Raw genomic sequence first — 21,481 nt, 5'->3', positions numbered from 1 at the left:
CTTTATTGTGAATTAATCGTTGAACCAAAAGTGGCCGCGCGCCAGACCTCGAGCGCATCGACCGTCTCTGCTACATCATGTACCCGTACAATTTTAGCGCCATGCGCGACCGCAGCCAACGCGCCTGCGATGCTGCCAGGCAAGCGTTCTTCGACCGGGCGCCCGGTGACGGCCCCGATCATCGACTTGCGCGACAGGCCAACCAGCACCGGCAAGCCGAGCGCCTGCTCGATGTGGGCGGTCGCGCGCAGCAGCGCGAAATTGTGTTCCACCGTCTTGCCGAAACCGAGTCCCGGATCGACGCACAGGCGTTCGCGCTCGACGCCGGCGGCCTGTAGCGCATCGGCGCGTTCGCGCAGGAAATCGATGACTTCGCGCACCACGTCCTCGTACACGGGCCGGGCTTGCATGTCCTGCGGCGTGCCCTGCATGTGCATGATGCACAGCCCGCAGTCGCTGTCCTTCACCGCCTCGATCGCCCCAGGTGTGCGAAAGCCGTTGATGTCGTTGATCATGTCGGCGCCGGCAATGATGGCTTCCCGCATGACCTGGGGCTTGCAGGTATCGACCGACAGCGCCCGTCCCAGCCCCTGCAAGGCATAGACGGCTGGCATTACGCGGCGCAACTCCTCCTCGACCGGCACGCCGGGCGCACCGGGGCGTGTCGACTCGCCGCCAATATCGATCAGGTCGACGCCGCTACTGGCCATTTCCTCGGCATTCGAGACTGCGAATTCGAGCGTGCCGTAGCGGCCGCCATCGGAAAACGAGTCGGGCGTGACGTTCAGGATGCCCATGACGAGGGGGCGCTGCTCCAGCCTGAAGCTGAAACGGCCGCATTGCAGCAGTTGAGGCATAAGCGAATAGAAAGAAGTCGAAAAAGGCAGGCGGGGACCGATGGTAGCGCGCAATAGTACCGCGTTAACGAGCAAAAGACATCCGGTCGGATGCCTTTTGCTGAAAGCGTGCTATGCGGCCAAACGCGTGGTCGATCAGGCCGGTGCCGGCGCGTTGGTGGCGACGCCGCCCGAACCGCTGTCGCCAGGCGGCGTGCGCTTGGTGAGAAGACCCGCTTTCGGCGCGCGTGGCTCGCGGCCGGCCATGATGTCGTTGATCTGCTCGGCGTCGATGGTTTCCCATTCGAGCAGGGCCTTGGTCATCATTTCGACCTTGTCGCGGTTTTCTTCCAGCAAGCGGCGCGCCAGTGCGTACTGGGTGTCGAGGATGGCGCGAATTTCCGCGTCCACCTTCTGCTGCGTCGCTTCCGAGATCGTCTTGGTGGCGCCGCCGAAGAAGCCTTCGTTCTCGCTGTCTTCGTAGACCATCACACCCATGCTCTCGGACATGCCGAAGCGGGTCACCATCGAGCGCGCCAGCTTGGTGGCACGCGAGAAATCGTTCGAGGCGCCGGTGGACATCTGGCCGACGAAGATCTCCTCGGCGATACGGCCGCCGAACAGGATCGAAATTTCTTCCAGCATCTTGTCCTTGTAGCCGGACAGTGCGTCGTGCTCAGGCAGCTGCCAGGTCAGGCCGAGCGCGAAACCGCGCGGCATGATCGTGACCTTGTGCACCGGATCGGCCTTCGGCAGCAACTTGGCGATGACCGCGTGGCCCGACTCGTGGTAAGCCGTGTTGCGGCGCTCTTCCTCGCGCATGACCATCGACTTGCGCTCCGGACCCATGTAGATCTTGTCCTTGGCGTCCTCGAAATCGTTCATTTCGACCAGGCGCTTGTTGCGGCGCGCGGCGAACAGGGCAGCTTCGTTGACCAGGTTGGCCAGGTCGGCGCCCGAGAAGCCGGGCGTACCGCGGGCCAGGATGTCGGCCTTGACGTCGGCGCCGATCGGCACCTTGCGCATGTGCACGTTCAGGATCTGTTCGCGGCCGCGGATATCCGGCAGGCCAACCATCACCTGGCGGTCGAAACGGCCCGGACGCAGCAGCGCCTTGTCGAGCACGTCGGCGCGGTTGGTGGCGGCGATCACGATCACGCCCGAAGTCGCTTCAAAGCCGTCCATCTCGACCAGCAGCTGGTTCAGCGTCTGTTCGCGTTCGTCGTTGCCGCCGCCCATGCCGGCGCCGCGGTGGCGGCCGACGGCGTCGATCTCGTCGATGAAGATGATGCAAGGCGAATGCTTTTTCGCGTTCTCGAACATGTCGCGCACGCGCGACGCGCCGACGCCGACGAACATCTCGACGAAGTCGGAACCGGAGATCGAGAAGAACGGTACCTTGGCTTCGCCGGCGATCGCACGCGCCAGCAGGGTTTTACCGGTGCCTGGAGGGCCGACCATCAGCACGCCGCGCGGGATGCGGCCGCCGAGTTTCTGGAACTTGGTCGGGTCTCTCAGGAAGTCGACGATTTCGCTGACTTCCTCTTTCGCCTCGTCGCAGCCGGCGACGTCGGCGAAGGTGACGCTGTTGTTCGTCTCATCGAGCATGCGCGCCTTCGACTTGCCGAAGGAGAACGCTCCGCCCTTGCCGCCGCCCTGCATCTGGCGCATGAAGAACACCCAGACGCCGATCAGCAGCAGCATCGGGAACCAGGAAATGAACACTTGCTGCAGGAACGAAGGCTCTTCGGGCGGCTTGACGTCGAAGCGCACGCCGTTTTCGCGCAGGTCGCCGATCAGGCCACGGTCGAGCATGGTGGCAGTGGCGCGGACCTTGGTGTCGTCGCTTCGGGTGGCGGTGATGTTGGCGCCCTCGATCACCACATCCTTGACGCGGCGCGCTTTCACATCGTCGAGCAGCTCGGAATAAGCGATGGTCTTGCTGCCACCGGCAGGGCTATGGTTGTCGAACTGCTTGAACAGCATGAACAACAGCAGTGCGACTACCACCCAGATGGCAGATTTGGAAAACATATTATTCACGAAAACTCCTCCGATGCGGATCGCACCAATACTAATTTGAGATTGCCGATTTTACCCGCAATAAGCAGGCCGTGCTACGCGCAGCCGACATGATGCCATATTGCCGCCCTTTATACCCCGACGAGCGCGCAGGCGGGCGCATGGCAACGTGCAAGACAAGGCATCACGCGGTCCATGTGCGGCTGCGATCTCAAATATCAAGGGGCAGATCGCCCCGCGAACCCGATTTATACTCCACAGGATTCTTCAGACCGCGCCCGAGCAGGAAGATTTCCGACGATTTGTCGCGGCTTGCCTTGGGCTTGATCTGCTTGACGGTCTTGAACTCCGTACGGAACTTCTCGACCATCTGTGTGAAGCCCATATCCTTGAAGCACTTTACCAACAATGCGCCGCCGGGCTTTAGATGCATTTGAGAAAACTCAATCGCGAGATCGATCAAATGTTCCATCCGCGCAGCGTCGGCAGTCGGAATGCCCGACAGATTGGGCGCCATGTCCGAGAGCACGAGGTCGGTCTTGCGGCCTGCGAGCAGGAGCGCTAGTTGGTCCAATACAACATCTTCACGGAAGTCGCCCTGGATGTAATGGACGTCCGCGATCGGCTCCATCGGCAGGATGTCGAGGCCGATGATGGTGCCGGTGATGCCGCCGCCTTCCTTGCCCGCCAGCTTGCGCCGCGTGTACTGGGCCCAGCTGCCGGGTGTACAGCCGAGGTCGACAATGACCTGCCCCGGCTTGATGAGTTTTTCCGCCTCGTCGATTTCTTTCAGCTTATAGGCGGCGCGGGCGCGGAACCCGTCCTTTTGGGCCTGCTTTACGTACGGGTCGTTAATATGGTCGTGTAACCAGTTTTTGTTTAATTTGTTCTTGGCCATTCGCGTAGAATACTGCTTTTATAGGTACATCAAAAAATTATTATGCTTACACTTACACCCGTCGAACGCAGTGCGCTGCGCGCGGAAGCCCATGGCCTGAAGCCTGTGGTCATGATCGGCGAATCGGGCCTGACCGAATCGGTCATGAAGGAAATCGCAGCGAGCCTCGACGCGCACGGCCTGATCAAGGTCCGCGTTTTCGGCGACGAGCGCGAAGCGCGTGTCGCCATGTACGAGCAGATCTGCGGCGAACTCGATGCGGCGCCCGTCCAGCACATCGGCAAGCTGCTGGTGCTCTACCGTCCTAAAGTCGAAACGGTCAGGGAACGCAGCAGCAAGGCCGGCAAGGGCATGCGCGAAGTCACCATCGTCAAGGCGAGCGCCAGCGGCACTAAGAAGCCGAGCGTCACCAAGGTCATGATCAAGGGGAATGAACGCGTCACCGCCGGCGGCAACATCAAGCGCGCCAAACCGCGCCAGGCCAGCACCAAGAAGAATGCGCTGAACAAGTAAATCGACAACCGGAGCCTGTCTCCGGTTTTTTTTCGCCGGCGCCGGGCGGCGTTCAGCGCGCCCGCACCACCAGCAGGGCCGCCAGCACGGCTTCGATCAGGTGGAACAGCTGCGACACGCCGTGCAGCACGGCGAACTCGGTCCACACGGGCGAGGAACGCACCCCGCCCGGCCCGGCCGCCTCGCGCAGCGCGGCCATCGCCGGCTGCAGGCCGACGGACATCACCAGCGCACAGGCCAGCATGGCCAGCACCAGCAGGTTCAGGTAGCGCGCGCGCCCTCTTTCCAGGTCCGGCGACAGGCGCACCAGCACCAGCATCAGGACCGCGCAGGCGATGCTGATCCAGGCCAGGCGGCGCAGGAAAGCGCCGACGATGTCGCCGGCCAGCGGGCCGCCCACGATGCCGAACACCGCCGGCGCGGCGATGTAGCCGAGCACCCACAAGGCGCCCGCCCACAAGGCCGCCACCAGCACCCGCGCTGCGGACCAGCGACCCGCGGCCCGGGTCATCAGATGTAGCGCACTTCGAGGATCTCGTATTCGCGCGGGCCGGACGGCGCCTGCACTTCGACCACGTCGCCGGCGTACTTGCCAATCAGGGCGCGCGCGATCGGCGAGGTCACCGAGACCTTGTTCAGCTTCAGGTCGGCTTCGTCGAGGCCGACGATCTGGTAGCTCACCTTCGCACCCGAATCGAGGTCTTCCAGGTCGACGGTGGATGCGAAGACGACGCGGCCCTCCGCGTCCAGGGTGGCCGGATCGATGATCTGGGCGGTACTCAGTTTGCTCTCCAACTCCGCGATGCGCCCTTCGACGAAGGCCTGGCGTTCCTTGGCCGCGTCGTATTCCGCGTTTTCCGACAGGTCGCCGTGCGAGCGCGCTTCGGAGATCGCATCGATGACGCTGCGGCGCTCCTTGGTCTTGAGCTGATGCAGCTCCGTCTTGAGCAGTTCGGCGCCGTATTTGGTCAGTGGTACGGTGGTAGTGTTCATAAATCTCGACTTGTAGAATTCGTGGACGTACCAAGCGAAAACCACAGAGGCGCACGGACAAGCCGCGCGAGCTCTGTGGTTTTACGGGTACTGCTTGATGCCTGATGCTGCGCTTAGTTTAAGGTTTTATGCAGGCCTTGTAAATCGTAGACCTGAATCGCGTCCATGTGACGCATGCCCTGGATCGCCGCCTCGGCGCCGGCGATCGTCGTGTAGGTCACGACGCGCGCCAGCAAGGCCGAGGTACGGATCGCGCGCGAGTCGACGATCGCGCTGCGCTTTTCCTCGACCGTGTTGATGACCATCTCGATCTCGTGGTTCTTGATCATGTCGACCACGTGCGGACGGCCCTCGATCACCTTGTTCACCGCCAGCACCGGCAGGCCGGCGGCGGCGATCACCGCCGCCGTACCCTTGGTCGCCGCCAGCGTGAAGCCCATCGCCACCAGGTCGCGCGCCACCTGCACCGCGCGCGGCTTGTCCGAGGCCTTCACCGACAGGAACACGCGGCCCGAGGACGGCAGCTTGATGCCGGCGCCGATCTGCGACTTGACGAAGGCTTCGCCGAAGGTCAGGCCCACGCCCATCACTTCGCCGGTCGACTTCATTTCCGGCCCGAGGATGGTATCGACGCCGGGGAATTTGACGAACGGGAACACGGCTTCCTTGACGCTGTAGAACGGCGGCGTCACCTCCTTCGTGATGCCCTGCGAGGCCAGGCTCTGGCCGACCATGCAGCGCGCGGCCACCTTGGCCAGCTGGATGCCGGTCGCCTTGGATACGAACGGCACCGTGCGCGAGGCGCGCGGGTTCACTTCCAGCACGAACACCGTGTCGATCGTCCGGCCGCCGACTTCCTGCTGCTGGATCGCGAACTGCACGTTCATCAGGCCCACCACGTTCAGGCCCTTGGCCATCAACGCGGTCTGGCGTTTCAGTTCGTCGATGGTCTCGGTCGACAGCGAATACGGCGGCAGCGAACAGGCCGAGTCGCCCGAGTGCACGCCGGCCTGCTCGATGTGCTCCATCACGCCGCCGATAAAGGTGGTCTCGCCGTCCGAGATGCAGTCGACGTCGACTTCGATGGCGTCGTTCAGGAAGCGGTCCAGCAGCACCGGCGAATCGTGCGAAACCTTGACCGCTTCGCGCATGTAGCGTTCGAGGTCGCGCTGCTCGTGGACGATTTCCATCGCGCGTCCGCCCAGCACGTAGGAAGGACGCACCACCAGCGGGTAGCCGATTTCGGCGGCCAGGGCCAGCGCTTCGGTCTCGGTGCGCGCGGTACGGTTCGGCGGCTGGCGCAGGCCGAGCTGCTGCAGCAACTGCTGGAAGCGCTCGCGGTCTTCGGCCGCGTCGATCATGTCGGGCGACGTGCCGACGATCGGGACGCCGTTCGCCTCCAGGTCCAGCGCGAGCTTGAGCGGGGTCTGGCCGCCGTACTGGACGATCACGCCCACCGGCTTTTCCAGGTCGACGATCTCGAGCACGTCTTCCAGCGTCAGCGATTCGAAATACAGGCGGTCCGAGGTATCGTAGTCGGTCGACACGGTTTCGGGATTGCAGTTGACCATGATGGTCTCGTAGCCGTCTTCGCGCATGGCGAGGGCCGCGTGCACGCAGCAGTAGTCGAACTCGATGCCCTGGCCGATGCGGTTCGGACCGCCGCCCAGCACCATGATCTTCTTCTTGTCGGTCGGCGCGGCCTCGCATTCCTCGTCGTAGGTCGAATACATGTAGGCGGTGTCGGTCGAGAACTCGGCGGCGCAGGTGTCGACGCGCTTGTAGACCGGACGGATACCCAGCGCGTGGCGACGCTCGCGCACCGCGGCCTGCGTGGTGTGCATCAGGAAGGCCATGCGCGCGTCGGAGAAGCCCTTCTGCTTCAACTTGTAGAGCGTCGGCTTGTCGAGCGATTCGAGCGTCTGGTTGTCGAGCCAGAGCTCGATGTCGACGATTTCCTTGATCTGGATGAGGAACCACGGATCGATCCTGGTCAGCGCGTGCACTTCTTCCAGGGTAAAGCCCTGGGCGAAGGCGTCGCCCACGTACCAGATGCGTTCCGGACCCGGCTCGCCGAGCTCTTCCTCGATGACTTCGCGGTCGCGCGTCTTTTCGTTCAGGCCGTCGACGCCCACTTCCAGGCCGCGCAGGGCTTTCTGGAACGACTCCTGGAAGGTGCGGCCCATGGCCATGACTTCGCCGACCGACTTCATCTGCGTGGTCAGGTGCTTGTCCGCCGTCGGGAATTTCTCGAAGGCGAAGCGCGGGATCTTGGTGACGACGTAGTCGATCGACGGCTCGAAACTGGCCGGGGTCGCGCCGCCGGTGATCTCGTTGCGCAATTCATCGAGCGTGAAGCCGACCGCGAGTTTCGCCGCCACTTTCGCGATCGGGAAGCCGGTCGCCTTCGACGCCAGCGCGGAGGAACGCGACACGCGCGGGTTCATCTCGATGACGATCATGCGCCCGTCCTGCGGGTTGATCGCAAACTGCACGTTCGAGCCGCCGGTGTCGACGCCGATTTCGCGCAGCACCGCGATCGACGCGTTGCGCATGATCTGGTATTCCTTGTCCGTCAGGGTCTGCGCCGGCGCGACCGTGATCGAGTCGCCGGTATGCACGCCCATCGGGTCGAGGTTCTCGATCGAGCAGATGATGATGCAGTTGTCGGCCTTGTCGCGCACGACTTCCATCTCGTACTCTTTCCAGCCCAGCAGCGACTCTTCGATCAGGAGTTCCGACGTCGGCGAGGCTTCCAGGCCGCGCTTGCAGATGGTCTCGAATTCTTCCTCGTTGTAGGCGATGCCGCCGCCCGAACCGCCCATCGTGAACGATGGCCGGATGATGGTCGGGAAGCCCAGTTCGCGCTGGACGGTGCGTGCCTCGTCGAGCGTGTGCGCCACGCCCGAACGCGCCGAGCCCAGGCCGATCCTGGTCATCGCTTCCTTGAACTTGGAGCGGTCCTCGGCCTTGTCGATCGCTTCCGGCGAGGCGCCGATCAGCTCGACCTTGTATTTTTCCAGCACGCCATGGTGGTGCAGGTCGAGCGCGCAGTTGAGCGCCGTCTGGCCGCCCATCGTCGGCAGGATGGCGTCGGGACGCTCTTTCTCGATGATGCTCTCGACGACCTTCCAGGTAATCGGCTCGATATAGGTGACGTCGGCCATTTCGGGGTCGGTCATGATCGTCGCCGGATTGCTGTTGACCAGGATGACTTTGTAACCTTCGTCGCGCAGGGCCTTGCAGGCCTGGGCGCCGGAATAGTCGAACTCGGCCGCCTGGCCGATGATGATCGGACCGGCGCCGATGATCAGGATGCTTTTGATATCACTACGCTTGGGCATTTACTTCTCCTGCATTTCTTTATTTGCATTGACGCGTCCACCCTCGGCCTGCATCAGGCTGATGAAGCGGTCGAACAGGTAAGCGACGTCGGTCGGGCCGGGCGAGGCTTCCGGGTGGCCCTGGAAGCAGAAGGCCGGCTTGTCGGTGCGGGCAAAGCCCTGCAGCGAACCGTCGAACAGCGAGACGTGGGTGACGCGGCAGTTGGCCGGCAGCGTCTGCGGGTCGACCGCGAAGCCGTGGTTCTGCGACGTGATCAGCACCTTCTTCGAGTCCAGGTCCTGCACCGGATGGTTCGCGCCGTGGTGGCCGAACTTCATCTTCAGCGTCTTGGCGCCGGAGGCGAGCGCCATGATCTGGTGCCCGAGGCAGATGCCGAAGGTCGGGATGCCGCGCTCGATCAGTTCGGCCGTGGCCTTGATCGCGTAGTCGCACGGCTCCGGGTCGCCCGGGCCGTTGGCCAGAAAGATGCCGTCCGGGTTCAGAGCCATCGCATCGGCCGCGGTCGATTGCGCCGGCAGCACGGTGACCTTGCAGCCGCGTTCGGCGAGCATGCGCAGGATATTGCGCTTGACGCCGTAGTCGAAGGCGACGACGTGGTATCGGGGATTGTCCTGCTTGCCGAAGCCGGAACCGAGCTTCCACTCGGTCTCGGTGAAGACGTACGGCTCCTTCACCGATACGACCTTGGCCAGGTCCATGCCCGCCAGGCCCGGGAACGAGCGTGCCAGTTCCAGCGCCTGCGCTTCGTTCGGCTGGTTGCCCTGGGTGCCGGTGACGATGGCGCCGGCCTGGGCGCCCTTCTCGCGCAGCAGGCGGGTCAGCTTGCGGGTATCGATGTTGGCGATCGCGACGACGCCCTCGGCCTTCAGATAGTCGGACAGCGACTGGGTCGAACGGAAGTTCGACGCCATCAGCGGCAGGTCGCGGATGATCAGGCCTGCGGCGTGGACCTTGCCCGCTTCGACGTCGGCGGCGTTGACGCCGTAGTTGCCGATGTGCGGGTACGTCAGCGTGACGATCTGACGCGAGTAGCTGGGGTCGGTGAGGATCTCCTGATAGCCCGTGATGCTGGTGTTGAACACCACTTCACCGGTCGTGTGGCCGGCGGCACCGATGGACACACCTCGGAAAATCGTTCCGTCTGCGAGGGCCAGGATGGCCGGGACGGCAGGGCCAGAAAAAAATGGCGGCAAGGGTAACTCCCAATAAAGTTACCGTAGCTGCGCCACGTCAGACCGGCATCCAAAATCTACAGGCGTCATGCGGCGCGCCGGAGGCTTGGAGGTCGTTTTGAATGAGGAATGGAGGGTCGGCGCTACGGCAAGTAAGTGAATGGCTAAACCCCCAAATTATAGCGCGGATCGACTGCTTCGGCAATGTGCCGTCGGAATGAACAGCGCCGAAATAGGGGATTTTACTGACAGATGAGCAGCGATTTTCCGCCTTTCGATCGAAGCGGCGGCGCCCGTGCGCGGCACCGCCAGCCCGATTACGGCCTTACGCTCAAGGCCGCGATGCCCGCCTTGGCGATCTGCGCATCCTCGTTCGATTTCACGCCCGAGACCCCGACCGCGCCGACGACCTGGCCTTCGACGACGATCGGCACGCCGCCCTCGAGCATGCCCTGGATCTGCGGCGCCGACAGGAAGGAGACGCGTCCGCCGTTGATGACGTCTTCGTAGGCCTTCGATTCGCGGCGTCCAAGGGCGGCGGTGTGCGCCTTGGCGGGCGCGATGTGGGCCGAGACGGGCGGCGCGCCATCCAGGCGCTGCAGCCACAGCAGGTGGCCGCCGTCATCCACCACGGCAAAGGTCACGGCCCAGTTGTTGGCCAGCGCTTCGGCTTCGGCGCCGGCGGCAATGCGCTTGACGTCGTCCAGGGTCAGCATCGGTTTGGTCTTCATGGATTCTCCAGTTGGTTGTTATGGTCGTTGCTTTGCTGCGAGCTTGGCTTTCAGTTGCGGCATCACCGCCGCGGCCGCCTGCTCGCCGGCGAGGATCGCCAGGTTGCGGCCGGTGAAGTCGGCGCTGCCCATCTTGCCCAGTGCGGGGGCGATGACGACGTCGGCTTCCTTCAGCTCGAAATGGTTCAGGCGCTGGCCCATGATGCTGAAGGTCTGCATCAGCACATCGACCGAGCTGGCCGTGGCCTGGGTGTCGGCCTGGGTCGAAATGTTGACCGCGATGACGAAGTCCGCGCCCATGTTCTCGCGCGTGAACTTGACCGGCACCGGTGCCACCAGGCCGCCGTCGACATAGGTCCTGGCGCCGATCTTGACCGGCTGGAACACACTCGGCACGGCGGACGAGGCGCGCACGGCCATGCCGGTATTGCCCTTGTCGAACATGACCGCTTCCCCGGTCTTGAGGTCGGTGACGACGGCGCCGAAGCGTTTCTTCAACTTTTCCATCGGCAAGTGGTTGACCGCCTTGTTCACGTAGTTCTGCAGCGCCTCGCCCTTGAGCAGGCCCGTGGAACTGGAAAACAGCGGCATCGCCCAGTCCGAAATGGTCGCCTCGTCCATGTCCAGCGCAATCTTCTGCAGCGCAAAGCCGCTATAGCCCGAGGCGTACAGGGCGCCGACCACCGAGCCGGCGCTGGTGCCGACCACGATGTCGGCGTGAATGCCTTGCGCTTCGAGGGCCTTGATCACGCCGATATGGGCGAAGCCGCGCGCGGCGCCGCCGCCGAGGGCGAGGCCGATCTTGATTTTCCTGGGTGGCGCCGGTGGCGCGGCGGGCGCCCGCAGCGCGGCCGGCGCCGGCGCCGGCGGCGTGCTGCCGCAGCTGGCCAGGAGCACGGCGCCGAGGGCGATGAGGGAGATGCGGCGAGAAAGCATGGAGGAAGTCGAGAAAAGCAATGCGCGATTGTACCGCGCAATGATGCCGATTGGATGAGGTCGCGCCGATGGCGCCGTCCGTGGCCGGGGCGCTCCCCCCGGGCCGCCCCAATTATCCCGGCAGCGAGGTATTCGGCAACGAGGCCGTGAACGTACTCCCCTGCCCCGGCGTCGAGCTGATCTTCAGGCGTCCGCCGTGGCGCAGCAGCACGTGCTTGACGATCGCCAGCCCCAGGCCCGTGCCCTGCGTCTCGCGCGAGCGGCTCTTGTCGACGCGGTAGAAGCGCTCCGTCAGGCGCGAGATGTGCTGGGGATCGATGCCGATGCCGCGATCGGTCACCGAAAACTGCAGGTCGTCCGCGCCGCGGCGCCAGGACAGCGCAATCTTGCCGCCCTGCGGCGAATAGCGCACCGCGTTCGAGGCCAGGTTGGCGAAGGCGCTGCGCAGTTCTTCCATGCTGCCCATGACATCGGGGCCGTCGACCTCCACTGCGATCTCGTGCTTGCCGCCGGAGAGCGCGCGCGCCTCGGCCGCGACCGACTCGACCAGCGCTGCGACGTCCACGCGCTCGCGTCGCAGCGGGAACTCATCGGACTCCAGGCGCGACAGCTGCAGCATGTCGCCGATCAGGCGCTGCATGCGCTCGGCCTGCTCGGTCATCAGTGTCAGGTGCGCGGTGCGGGTGGCGCCGTCGAGTCCGGGGTCGGACAGGGCGATCTCGAGGAAGCCGACGATCACAGTCAGCGGCGTGCGCAGTTCGTGCGAGGCGTTGGCGATGAAGTCGCGCCGCATCGCTTCCACGCGCTCGGTATCGGTGGCGTCGTGGGTCACCAGGATCTGGCGCCTGTTCTCGAAGGGGATGATGCGGCATTCGATCTTGCGGCCGCGCAGCGACAGCGTCAGCGGTTGCTCGTAGCGCCCGAGGATGATGTAGTCGATGAAGTCGGGATGGCGCACCAGGTTCGTCACGCGCAGGCCCTTGTCGCGCTCGATCGTCAGGCCCAGGTGGCGCTCGGCCGCCGGATTGCACCATTCCAGAAACAGCACGTCGTCCATGATCGCCACGCCTTCGGGCAGCAGGTGCATGGCCTGGCGAAAGCGCGCCAGCCATTCGGCCAGCTCCTTCTGGTTGCGCTCGTCATCGCGGCGCATCCGGTACAGGCGTGCGAAGACGTCGGTCCAGGCGCCCCAGCCGTCGGGCAGGCGGCCCGATTGCGGGTCGTTCAGCCATTCGCCCAGCTGGCGCAGGTAGGAAAGCTGGACGAACAGCGCCACGATGGCGCCCGCCAGCGCCAGCGCCAGGCCGGCAATCGGCCCGGCCAGCCACCAGAGCACGGCGCCGGCGACGAACACGGTGGCCAGGCGCAGCAGCGCCGGCACCCAGAACAGCAGTTTGGGATTCATCGAACCTCGGCGTGGATTATTTTTCCGACAGCATATAGCCGACGCTGCGCACCGTGCGGATCAGGCCTTCGGCGCCCTTCAGGGCCTTGCGCAGGCGCAGCACGTGAACGTCGACCGTACGTTCCTCGATCACGGCATGGTCGCCCCAGACCTTGTCGAGCAGCTGGGCGCGCGAAAAAACGCGCTCGCGGTGGGCCAGCAGGAACTTGAGCAGCTTGTATTCGGCGTTGCCGATGTCGGTGCCCTGCCCGTCGATCGTCACCGTGCAGCTGCTCGGGTCGAGCACCACATTGGCGGCACGCAGCGGCGCCTCGGCCAGGTGCGGGCTCTTGCGGCGCAGCAGCGCGCGCGCCCGGGCCAGCAGTTCGCGCGGCGAGAAGGGTTTCGTGACGTAGTCGTCGGCGCCCGAGTTCAGGCCGGCGAGCTTGTCTTCTTCCATGCTTTTCGCGGTCAGCATGATGACCGGGATGTCCTGGAAATCGCGGTCCGCGCGCAGCCGGGCCAGGAGGCGCAGGCCGCTCTGGTCGGGCAGCATCCAGTCGAGCAGCATCAGGTCGGGCTTGCCGTTGCGGATGCTGTCCCAGGCCGCGCTCGTGGTGCCGACCGAGGAGATCGACCAGCCGGCCTCGCGCAGCGAATAGCTCACCAGTTCAACGATCGCCGGCTCGTCTTCGACCAGCAGTACGTTCGTGTTGCCCATTGGCTAGCCTTCCTGGGAGGCGGGCCTGCTGTGGCCGCCATGGCGGATGTCGCGTCCCTCGACCACGTAGATCACGTATTCGGCGATGTTCTTGGCATGGTCGCCGATGCGCTCGATGGCCTTGGCCACCCACAGCGTGTCGAGCGCCGACGAGATCGTGCGCGGGTCTTCCATCATGAAGGTGATCAGGTTGCGCAGGATGGTGCGGAACTCGTGGTCGATGATCTCGTCGCCGGCGATGATCTGCATCGCCTGCTTGCCGTCGAGGCGGGCAAAGGCGTCGAGCGCATCGTGCAGCAGGTCGGACGTGTTCTTGCCGATGGCGCGGATCATGTCGTAGTGGGCGAAGCTGGTGGCGCCGCGCTCGTGCAGGCTTTTCGCGGTGCGCGCGATCTTGCTCGACTCGTCGCCGATGCGCTCGAGGTCGGTGATGACCTTGATCGTGGCCATGATGGTGCGCAGGTCGTTGGCGGCCGGCTGGCGCTTGACGATCAGGTGGCTGCACGCATCGTCGAGCTGCACTTCGAGCTGGTTGACGGCGTGGTCGTCCGCCATCACTTTATCGGCCTGGGCGATGTCGCCGACCCGGAAGCAGTTCAGCGCCTGCTCGAACTGCGTTTCCACCATGCCGCCCATCAGCAAGACCTTGGACCGGATCGCTTCCAGCTCCTGGTCGTACTGTTTCGATGAATGCTCGCCAATCATGCCGCTCTCCAAAATGTTGTCGTTTTCAGGACTTCGATGCACTGTGCCGGATGTCGTGATCCGGTTCTGTATTCTCTAACCGAAACGCCCGGTGATGTAGTCTTGCGTCTCCTTGCGGGCCGGGTTCATGAACAGCTGGTCGGTCTCGCCGAACTCCACCAGCTCACCCAGGTACATGTACGCAGTGTAATCCGAGCAGCGCGCCGCCTGCTGCATGTTGTGGGTCACGATCGTGATCGTGTAATCCTGCTTCAGTTCGCTGATCAGTTCCTCGATCTTGGCCGTCGAGATCGGGTCCAGCGCCGAGGTCGGCTCATCGAGCAGCAGCACGTCCGGCTTGACCGCCACGCCGCGCGCGATGCACAGGCGCTGCTGCTGGCCGCCCGACAGCGACAGGCCGCTCTTGGTGAGCTTGTCCTTCGCTTCTTCCCACAGCGCCGCCTTCTTCAGCGCCCACTCGACGCGCTCGTCCATCTCGCCTTTCGAGAGGTTTTCATACAGGCGCACGCCGAAGGCGATATTGTCGTAGATCGACATCGGGAAGGGCGTCGGCTTCTGGAACACCATGCCGATCTTGGCGCGCAGCATGTTCACGTCCACGCCCGGCTCGAGGATATTGCGGCCGCGGTACATGATCGAGCCTTCGGCGCGCTGGCCCGGGTACAGGTCGTACATGCGGTTCAGGGTGCGCAGCAGGGTCGACTTGCCGCAGCCCGACGGGCCGATGAAGGCCGTCACCTGCTTTTCGTGGACGTCGAGCGAGACGTTCTTCAGGCTTTGCGTCTTGCCGTAGAAGAAATTCAGGCCGGAAATCTCGAGCGTCTTCGTCTTCGCTTCGTTCGCCGCCGGGATCTGGGTTGCCATAGCTTGAGTCATAGTTGTCAGGATAGATTAACGTGGGGTCTTCTGGGTGAAGACGGTCCGCGACAGGATGTTCAGGAACAGCACGGTGAAGGTCACCAGCAGCGCCCCGCCCCAGGCCAGCGAGCGCCAGTCGTCGTACGGGCTCATCGCATAGGTGTAGATCACGACCGGCAGGTTCGCCAGCGGCGCGTTCATGTCGGCGCTGAAGAACTGGTTGTTGAGCGCGGTGAACAGCAGCGGCGCGGTCTCGCCGGAGATGCGGGCCAGGGCCAGCAGCACGCCGGTGATGATGCCGGCCTTGACGGCGCGCAGGCGCACCAGGGTCGCCACTTTCCAGCGCGGCGCGCCCAGGGCAAAGGCCGCTTCCAGCAGGCTGTTGGGCACCAGGCGCAGCATGTTGTCGGTGGTGCGCACCACGACCGGCACCGCGATCAGGGTCAGCGCGATGGTGCCGGCATAGCCCGAGAAATGCTGGACCTTGGCCACGTACAGGGCGTACACGAACAGGCCGATCACGATCGACGGGGCCGACAGCATGATGTCGGTGACGAAACGGGTCACCTGGCCGAAGCGGTTGGTGTCGCCGTATTCGGCCAGGTAGATGCCGGCCAGGATGCCGATCGGGGTGCTGACCAGGGTCGACAGGCCGACCATCATCAGGCTGCCGACGATGGCATTGCGCAGGCCGCCGCCCTCGCCGCCCGGCGCCGGGGTGTCGCCGGTGAACAGCGAGGGCGCCAGCGCGCCGAAGCCGTTGACCAGCAGGGTCCACAGGATCCAGGCAAGAAAGGCCAGGCCGATGCCCATCGCGATCACCGACAGCACGATCCCGACGCGGTGCGCCAGCAGGCGCTTGCGGTAGACAGGATTGGTGACGTTCATTTCGTGCCTTCCTTGCGAGACATGCCCGCCAACATCAGTTTCGCCGCCGACAGCACGACAAAGGTAATACCGAACAGGATCAGTGCCAGCGCGAACAGCGAGGACACGTGCAGGGGCGATGCCGCCTCGGCGAATTCGTTGGCCAGGGTCGAGGAAATCGAATTGCCGGGCATGAAGAGCGAGGCCGACAGCTCGTGGGCGTTGCCGATCACGAAGGTCACCGCCATCGTCTCGCCCAGCGCCCGGCCCAGGCCCAGCATCACGCCGCCGACCACGCCGTTGCGGGTATACGGCAGCACGATCTTGCGCACCACTTCCCACTTGGTGCAGCCGAGGCCGTAGGCGGACTCCTTCAGCACCGCGGGGACGATCTCGAACACGTCGCGCATCACGGACGAAATGAAGGGAATGATCATCACGGCCAGGATCAGGCCGGCGGTCAGGATGCCGATGCCCATGGTCGGACCCTGGAACAGCTGGCCGATCACGGGCAGCTGGCCGATCGTCTCTTTCAGCACGGGCTGGACATGATCGGCGAACAGCGGCGCGAACACGAACAGGCCCCACATGCCGTAGATGATCGAGGGCACGCCGGCCAGCAGCTCGACCGCGGTACCCATCGGGCGGCGCAGCCAGGCCGGACAGATTTCAGTGAGGAAGAGCGCGATGCCGAAGCTGATCGGGAAAGCGACCAGCAGCGCGATGAGCGAGGTCGCCAGCGTGCCCCAGATCGCGATCAGGGCGCCGAACTTGTCGTCGACCGGGTCCCACTCGACGGCGGTGATGAAGCCGGCCCCGAATTCCTTGAAGGCGGGCGCCGCGCCGATGGCCAGCGAGACGATGATGCCCACCAGGGCCAGCAGCACGCTGGCGGCGAACAGCAAGGTCACTTTATGGAAAAGGAAGTCCTGGATGCGCTGGTTGCGCATCGTCTTGCGCAGGGCGGCCTGCTGGAGATCGATCATGCCGGCGTCGTTGGCGGCCGGCTTGTCGATGGCGACGGAAGGGTGTGCGCTCATGTTGTGTTCTTATCGAGTTTGCTGCGAGAGCCGCCGCGGCCAGGGCCGCGGCGGCGTCAATCCTTACCAGATGGCCTTGCCGGCACCGTCCTTGATGTTCGCTTTCCAGGCGTCCTGCACCAGCTTGGTCACGGCGTCGGGCATCGGCACATAGTCCAGCTCGGCGGCGGCGGCGTCGCCGTTCTTGTAGGCCCAGTCGAAGAACTTCAGCACTTCCTTGCCCTTGGCGGCGTTGGCCTGGGCCTTGTGCACCAGGATATAGGAGGCACCCGTGATCGGCCAGCTGGCCTTGCCCGGCTGGTCGGTCAGCACCACGGCGAAGCCCGGCGCCTTGGCCCAGTCGGCGCTGGCGGCGGCGGCCTTGAAGGCTTCATCGTCCGGCTGCAGCCAGGCGCCGTCGCGGTTTTGCAGCTGGGTATGCGCCATGCGGTTCTTCTTGGCATAGGCCCACTCGACATAGCCGATGCCGCCCTTGATGCGCTGCACGTTGGCGGCCACGCCCTCGTTGCCCTTGCCGCCCACGCCCGTCGCCCACTTCACGGCGGTGCCGGCGCCGACCTTCAGCTTCCAGTCGGGATTGACCTTCGACAGGTAATCGGTGAACAGGAAGGTGGTGCCCGAGCTGTCGGCGCGGTGCACGACGGTGATGTCTTCAGCCGGCAATTTCACGCCGGGATTGAGCGCGGCGATCGGCTGCGCATTCCACTTGGTGATCTTGCCCAGGAAAATATCGGCCAGCACAGCGCCGCTCAGCTTGACCTGGCCCGGCGTCACGCCCGGCAGGTTCAGCACCGGCACCACGCCGCCCATCACGGCCGGGAACTGGAACAGGCCAGCCGCGGTCAATTCATTGGCGGGCAGCGGCATGTCCGAGGCGCCGAAGTCGACCGTTCTGGCCTTGATCTGCTTGATGCCGGCCCCGGAACCGACCGATTGGTAGTTCAGGCCGTTGCCGCTGGCCGCCTTGTACATTTCCGCCCACTTGGCGTAGATCGGATACGGGAAGGTGGCGCCGGCGCCGGTGAGGTTCACGGCCTTGGCACCGGCCGCGGCGAAGGTGGTGGCGGCGAGGACGATCGAAACGAGCAAGGGCTTCATACGCATATCAATTTCCTTTATGTGAAGGCGCAGAGTGCGCCCCGGTATGGCTGCGCAGTCTAGCGGCCGAATATGACAAGTTGATGACATCGCAAAACGCCGGTGTCATCGATGCGATGACAGGTGCGCACATCGTGTCATCGAATCGATGACACGGGGCGTCAGGCCTGTCACAAGCATGTGACACCGGTTGCCGCTGCATATGGGATACCGGCGCCATAGTGCCGCGTTCCCGCAATGGCCGTCACACGATTGATGCACCAGGGATAGCGGGGTCGGCGGGAAACCGGGTTGCCGGCAGGCCTTTCGGCCAGGCCGGCGGGCGCCGCCGCACGCAGCGTGGCGGGAACGATCGGCAAATTTAAGCGGGCGCCGCTCTTGCAAATACAATCGCGGCTGCTATGCTCAAAGGGTAATTATTGCATGGAGGGGATGCTGAAGAGCGTTTTGCAGCTATGTTTAACATGTTTGTATTTGCTATTTTATCGGGCATCGTCGGCCTGATCGCCTATGAAATCTTCCAGGAGATCGGTGGCAGTTCGGAACCCCTGCACGACCGCTATCACGAATAGCGTCCAACCCGCTTGCGGGACCAAGTCAACAGCGGCGAGGCTCGATGGGCACTCGCCGCTTTGGTTTGGCCGCTGCCGTTGCCGGCAAGGGCGGCAGCGCCGCCGGCGCGCCGGGTTCCGGGCCGCGCAACCAGGGTCCGGCCTGCATTCGCCATTGCCAGCGTGCAATACCTCACCGGCAGGCGCCGAAGTGCTCGACCGGAAATGCATGTGCATGTTGGGCGGGTACTCAGTCGAGTTCCCGCAGCTTGGTGAACGCCTGGTCGATGCGCTCGACCCCGATGATGTTCATGCCCTCGATCTTCTGCTTAGGCATGTTTCCCTTCGGGATCAGCGCGACCGAAAAGCCGAGCTTGGCCGCTTCCTTGAGGCGTTCCTGGCCGCGCGGCGCCGGGCGGATCTCGCCGGCCAGGCCCACTTCGCCGAACACCACCAGGCCGCGCGGCAGCGCCTTGTTGCGCATCGACGAATTGATTGCCAGGAGCACGGCAAGGTCGGCCGCCGGTTCGGCGATCTTCACGCCGCCCACCGCATTGATGAACACGTCCTGGTCGAACGCCGCGATTCCCGCATGGCGGTGCAGCACCGCCAGCAGCATCGCCAGGCGGTTCTGCTCCAGTCCCACCGACAGGCGGCGCGCGTTCGGCAGGTGGCTGGCGTCGACCAGCGCCTGGATCTCGACCAGCAAGGGCCGGGTCCCCTCCTGGGTCACCATCACGCAGGAACCCGGCACCTGGCTGTCGTGCTGCGACAGGAACAGGGCCGATGGGTTGGACACCCCTTTCAGCCCCTTCTCGGTCATCGCGAACACGCCCAGCTCGTTCACCGCGCCGAAGCGGTTCTTGATCGCGCGCACCAGGCGAAAGCTCGACTGCGGATCGCCCTCGAAATACAGCACCGTGTCGACGATATGTTCCAGCACGCGCGGACCGGCCAGCGCGCCCTCCTTCGTCACGTGCCCGACCAGGATGATGGTCACGCCGGTCTGCTTGGCCACGCGCGTCAGCTGCGCCGCGCACTCGCGCACCTGGGACACCGAACCGGGAGCCGCCGTCAGCGCGTCCGAATACAGGGTCTGGATCGAGTCGATCACCGCCACTTCGGGCTTGAGGTCGGCCAGGGTGCCGAGAATGCGCTCGAGCTGGATCTCGGCCTGCAGCTTGAGGTCCTTGGCCTCGACCTGCAGGCGGCGCGCGCGCAGCGCGATCTGGGCGCCCGATTCCTCGCCGCTCACATACAAGGTACTGCGGGTGGCGGCCAGGTTGGCCAGCGCCTGCAGCAGCAGGGTCGACTTGCCGATGCCGGGGTCGCCGCCGATCAGCACCACGCCGCCGGCCACCAGGCCGCCGCCGAGCACGCGGTCGAATTCCTCGATGCCGGTGCCGAAGCGCGGCACGTCGACCGCCTCGATGTCGGCCAGCGACAGCACCGGCGCGGTCTGCGCGAGCGCCTTGTAATTGACCGCCTGCGACATGCGGTTCACGCCGGCGCTCTCGGGCAGCGTCTCGACCATCGTGTTCCAGGCCTTGCAGTCGGCGCACTGGCCGGTCCAGCGGCTCGACACGCTGCCGCATTCGCTGCAGACGAACTGGGTCTTTGCCTTAGCCATGGGTACCTAACCGTCCTTCCGTGACGCGCACGCGCGCGGCAAGCGCGCACATCAACTCATAACCGATGGTGCCGGCCATGCCGGCCACCTCGTCGATCGGCAAGCCGTCGCCCCAGAGCGTGACCTGGCTGCCGACCCGGGGATTGCTGACCGGGGTGAGGTCGACCGTCATCATGTCCATCGAGACGCGCCCCACCACCGTGGTGCGCACGCCGTCGACGATCACCGGCGTGCCGTGCGGCGCGTGGCGGGGGTAGCCGTCGGCGTAGCCGCAGGCCACGACGCCCACCTGCATCCGGCCCGGCGCCTCGAAGCGGCTGCCGTAACCGACCGTGTCGCCGGCCACCAGGTCCTGGATCGCGATGATCTCGGAGCTCAGCGTCATCGTCGGGCGCAGGCCGTAGTCGCGGGCGGTGCGCCCGCCGCCGGGCGTGCCGCCGTACAGCATGACGCCCGGGCGGACCCAGTCGTTCTGCAGCTGCGCCTGCAGGTCCGCCTGGTGCAGCACGCCGCCCGAATTGGACAGGCTGCGCTCGCCCTCGAGGCCGGCCGCGCCTTCGACGAAGCGCTGCACCTGGCCGGCGATGGAGAGGCGCGGGTGTTCGAGTTCGTCGGCGTTGGCGAAGTGGGTCATCAGCGTGATGTTGCGAATGCCGGGAATGGCGCGCAGGCGCTTGTAGGCGGCCGCGTAATCGGCGGGCTTGAAGCCGAGCCGGTTCATCCCGGTATTCATCTTCAGGTGCACGTCGATCGGGCGGTACAGCTGCGTGTATTCCAGCATCCTGATCTGCTCGATCGAGTGGACCGTGCTGTTGATATTGTGTTCAGCCAGCAGCGGGACGTCGCTCGCGTCGAAGATTCCCTCCAGCAGCAGGATCGGCTTGGCCCAGCCCAGTTCGCGCAGGCGCAGCGCGTTCTCGGTCTCGATCAGGGCCAGTCCATCGGCGCCCATGAAACCTTTCACGCCGCGCTCGAGCCCATGGCCATACGCATTGGCCTTGACGACCGCCCAGACGCGCGCCTGCGGCGCGCAGGCGCGCGCGCGCGCGAGGTTGTGCTGCATCGAATCGAGATGGATGGTGGCGCAAAGCGGGCGTGGCATGGGATCGGCGAAGGAGGCGGTTAAGCGAAGCCCTTATTTTACCGGACCGACCAGCTGCGTGCCCGTCCGTTTCTTTGGC

General features: G+C 64.8%; 19 protein-coding genes. 1 reads left to right on the top strand and 18 read right to left on the bottom strand.

What is annotated here, in order from left to right; genetic code table 11:
• Nucleotides 1-2: 2 nt before the first annotated feature.
• From folP to ACFPOU_RS09170, 3 genes are all read right to left on the bottom strand, one after another.
• Nucleotides 3-857, bottom strand: coding sequence for a dihydropteroate synthase (gene folP / locus ACFPOU_RS09180; RefSeq protein ID WP_379719724.1), 855 nt, complete (start codon nt 855-857; stop codon nt 3-5).
• A 135-nt stretch (nt 858-992) separates the two neighbouring features.
• On the bottom strand, nt 993-2,879 hold the full coding sequence (gene ftsH / locus ACFPOU_RS09175; RefSeq protein WP_379719722.1) for an ATP-dependent zinc metalloprotease FtsH: 1,887 nt from the start codon (nt 2,877-2,879) through the stop codon (nt 993-995).
• Between the two features lie 190 nt (nt 2,880-3,069).
• Nucleotides 3,070-3,756 carry an RlmE family RNA methyltransferase gene (locus tag ACFPOU_RS09170; protein WP_379719720.1) on the bottom strand — a complete coding sequence of 229 codons (687 nt, stop codon included), beginning with the start codon at nt 3,754-3,756 and terminating at the stop codon, nt 3,070-3,072.
• 42 nt (nt 3,757-3,798) lie between these two features.
• Between ACFPOU_RS09170 and yhbY the strand changes: the two genes are divergently transcribed.
• The gene (gene yhbY, locus ACFPOU_RS09165; RefSeq protein ID WP_379719718.1) at nt 3,799-4,269 is read left to right on the top strand and encodes a ribosome assembly RNA-binding protein YhbY; all 471 of its coding nucleotides are present in this window, start codon (nt 3,799-3,801) and stop codon (nt 4,267-4,269) included.
• A gap of 52 nt (nt 4,270-4,321) precedes the next feature.
• On the opposite strand, the gene ACFPOU_RS09160 is transcribed toward yhbY, so the two are convergent.
• The 15 genes from ACFPOU_RS09160 to alr all read right to left on the bottom strand — a co-directional run bounded on the left by ACFPOU_RS09160 (nt 4,322) and on the right by alr (nt 21,402).
• On the bottom strand, nt 4,322-4,780 hold the full coding sequence (locus tag ACFPOU_RS09160; RefSeq protein ID WP_379719716.1) for a DUF4149 domain-containing protein: 459 nt from the start codon (nt 4,778-4,780) through the stop codon (nt 4,322-4,324).
• The gene (greA, locus tag ACFPOU_RS09155; protein ID WP_379719714.1) at nt 4,780-5,262 is read right to left on the bottom strand and encodes a transcription elongation factor GreA; all 483 of its coding nucleotides are present in this window, start codon (nt 5,260-5,262) and stop codon (nt 4,780-4,782) included. The genes ACFPOU_RS09160 and greA overlap by 1 nt, the downstream gene beginning before the upstream one ends.
• Before the next feature lie 113 nt (nt 5,263-5,375).
• Nucleotides 5,376-8,606 (bottom strand): carbamoyl-phosphate synthase large subunit, encoded by a 3,231-nt coding sequence (gene carB / locus ACFPOU_RS09150; protein ID WP_379719712.1) that lies wholly within the window; start codon nt 8,604-8,606, stop codon nt 5,376-5,378.
• Nucleotides 8,607-9,800, bottom strand: a complete 1,194-nt coding sequence (gene carA / locus ACFPOU_RS09145; RefSeq protein WP_379719710.1) for a glutamine-hydrolyzing carbamoyl-phosphate synthase small subunit — start codon at nt 9,798-9,800, stop codon at nt 8,607-8,609.
• A gap of 296 nt (nt 9,801-10,096) precedes the next feature.
• On the bottom strand, nt 10,097-10,510 hold the full coding sequence (locus ACFPOU_RS09140; RefSeq protein ID WP_379719708.1) for a heme-binding protein: 414 nt from the start codon (nt 10,508-10,510) through the stop codon (nt 10,097-10,099).
• Between the two features lie 18 nt (nt 10,511-10,528).
• Nucleotides 10,529-11,446 (bottom strand): patatin-like phospholipase family protein, encoded by a 918-nt coding sequence (locus tag ACFPOU_RS09135; RefSeq protein ID WP_379719706.1) that lies wholly within the window; start codon nt 11,444-11,446, stop codon nt 10,529-10,531.
• A 112-nt stretch (nt 11,447-11,558) separates the two neighbouring features.
• Complete coding sequence (phoR, locus tag ACFPOU_RS09130) at nt 11,559-12,851, bottom strand: phosphate regulon sensor histidine kinase PhoR (protein WP_379719704.1); 1,293 nt, start codon at nt 12,849-12,851, stop codon at nt 11,559-11,561.
• Nucleotides 12,852-12,867: 16 nt separating this feature from the next.
• The gene (locus ACFPOU_RS09125; RefSeq protein ID WP_379719702.1) at nt 12,868-13,551 is read right to left on the bottom strand and encodes a response regulator; all 684 of its coding nucleotides are present in this window, start codon (nt 13,549-13,551) and stop codon (nt 12,868-12,870) included.
• 3 nt (nt 13,552-13,554) lie between these two features.
• Complete coding sequence (phoU, locus tag ACFPOU_RS09120) at nt 13,555-14,256, bottom strand: phosphate signaling complex protein PhoU (RefSeq protein ID WP_379719700.1); 702 nt, start codon at nt 14,254-14,256, stop codon at nt 13,555-13,557.
• Nucleotides 14,257-14,331: 75 nt separating this feature from the next.
• On the bottom strand, nt 14,332-15,120 hold the full coding sequence (pstB, locus tag ACFPOU_RS09115) for a phosphate ABC transporter ATP-binding protein PstB (protein WP_379719698.1): 789 nt from the start codon (nt 15,118-15,120) through the stop codon (nt 14,332-14,334).
• 27 nt (nt 15,121-15,147) lie between these two features.
• Nucleotides 15,148-16,002, bottom strand: a complete 855-nt coding sequence (gene pstA / locus ACFPOU_RS09110; protein WP_379719696.1) for a phosphate ABC transporter permease PstA — start codon at nt 16,000-16,002, stop codon at nt 15,148-15,150.
• Nucleotides 15,999-16,967, bottom strand: coding sequence for a phosphate ABC transporter permease subunit PstC (pstC, locus tag ACFPOU_RS09105; protein ID WP_379719750.1), 969 nt, complete (start codon nt 16,965-16,967; stop codon nt 15,999-16,001). The genes pstA and pstC overlap by 4 nt, the downstream gene beginning before the upstream one ends.
• A 117-nt stretch (nt 16,968-17,084) precedes the next feature.
• Nucleotides 17,085-18,125 (bottom strand): phosphate ABC transporter substrate-binding protein PstS, encoded by a 1,041-nt coding sequence (gene pstS, locus ACFPOU_RS09100; protein ID WP_379719694.1) that lies wholly within the window; start codon nt 18,123-18,125, stop codon nt 17,085-17,087.
• A 795-nt stretch (nt 18,126-18,920) separates the two neighbouring features.
• Complete coding sequence (radA, locus tag ACFPOU_RS09095) at nt 18,921-20,300, bottom strand: DNA repair protein RadA (protein ID WP_379719692.1); 1,380 nt, start codon at nt 20,298-20,300, stop codon at nt 18,921-18,923.
• Nucleotides 20,293-21,402: an alanine racemase gene (alr, locus tag ACFPOU_RS09090; protein WP_379719690.1), complete on the bottom strand. Its 1,110-nt coding sequence runs from the start codon at nt 21,400-21,402 to the stop codon at nt 20,293-20,295. Before alr ends, radA begins: the two co-directional genes overlap by 8 nt.
• Nucleotides 21,403-21,481 lie beyond the last annotated feature (79 nt).

Source organism: Massilia jejuensis (genome assembly GCF_042656795.1).
Classification (GTDB): domain Bacteria; phylum Pseudomonadota; class Gammaproteobacteria; order Burkholderiales; family Burkholderiaceae_D; genus Telluria; species Telluria jejuensis.
Note: the sequence above shows the minus strand (reverse complement) of the source record. Positions and strands in the feature narration are given on the sequence as shown.

Bases quoted from the DNA above. Each gene is read 5' to 3' on its own strand.
- folP (WP_379719724.1), bottom strand. From the start codon at position 857: ATGCCTCAACTGCTGCAATGCGGCCGTTTCAGCTTCAGGCTGGAGCAG.
- ACFPOU_RS09170 (WP_379719720.1), bottom strand. From the start codon at position 3,756: ATGGCCAAGAACAAATTAAACAAAAACTGGTTACACGACCATATTAAC.
- yhbY (WP_379719718.1), top strand. From the start codon at position 3,799: ATGCTTACACTTACACCCGTCGAACGCAGTGCGCTGCGCGCGGAAGCC.
- ACFPOU_RS09160 (WP_379719716.1), bottom strand. From the start codon at position 4,780: ATGACCCGGGCCGCGGGTCGCTGGTCCGCAGCGCGGGTGCTGGTGGCG.
- greA (WP_379719714.1), bottom strand. From the start codon at position 5,262: ATGAACACTACCACCGTACCACTGACCAAATACGGCGCCGAACTGCTC.
- carB (WP_379719712.1), bottom strand. From the start codon at position 8,606: ATGCCCAAGCGTAGTGATATCAAAAGCATCCTGATCATCGGCGCCGGT.
- ACFPOU_RS09140 (WP_379719708.1), bottom strand. From the start codon at position 10,510: ATGAAGACCAAACCGATGCTGACCCTGGACGACGTCAAGCGCATTGCC.
- ACFPOU_RS09135 (WP_379719706.1), bottom strand. From the start codon at position 11,446: ATGCTTTCTCGCCGCATCTCCCTCATCGCCCTCGGCGCCGTGCTCCTG.
- phoR (WP_379719704.1), bottom strand. From the start codon at position 12,851: ATGAATCCCAAACTGCTGTTCTGGGTGCCGGCGCTGCTGCGCCTGGCC.
- ACFPOU_RS09125 (WP_379719702.1), bottom strand. From the start codon at position 13,551: ATGGGCAACACGAACGTACTGCTGGTCGAAGACGAGCCGGCGATCGTT.
- phoU (WP_379719700.1), bottom strand. From the start codon at position 14,256: ATGATTGGCGAGCATTCATCGAAACAGTACGACCAGGAGCTGGAAGCG.
- pstB (WP_379719698.1), bottom strand. From the start codon at position 15,120: ATGGCAACCCAGATCCCGGCGGCGAACGAAGCGAAGACGAAGACGCTC.
- pstA (WP_379719696.1), bottom strand. From the start codon at position 16,002: ATGAACGTCACCAATCCTGTCTACCGCAAGCGCCTGCTGGCGCACCGC.
- pstC (WP_379719750.1), bottom strand. From the start codon at position 16,967: ATGATCGATCTCCAGCAGGCCGCCCTGCGCAAGACGATGCGCAACCAG.
- pstS (WP_379719694.1), bottom strand. From the start codon at position 18,125: ATGCGTATGAAGCCCTTGCTCGTTTCGATCGTCCTCGCCGCCACCACC.
- radA (WP_379719692.1), bottom strand. From the start codon at position 20,300: ATGGCTAAGGCAAAGACCCAGTTCGTCTGCAGCGAATGCGGCAGCGTG.
- alr (WP_379719690.1), bottom strand. From the start codon at position 21,402: ATGCCACGCCCGCTTTGCGCCACCATCCATCTCGATTCGATGCAGCAC.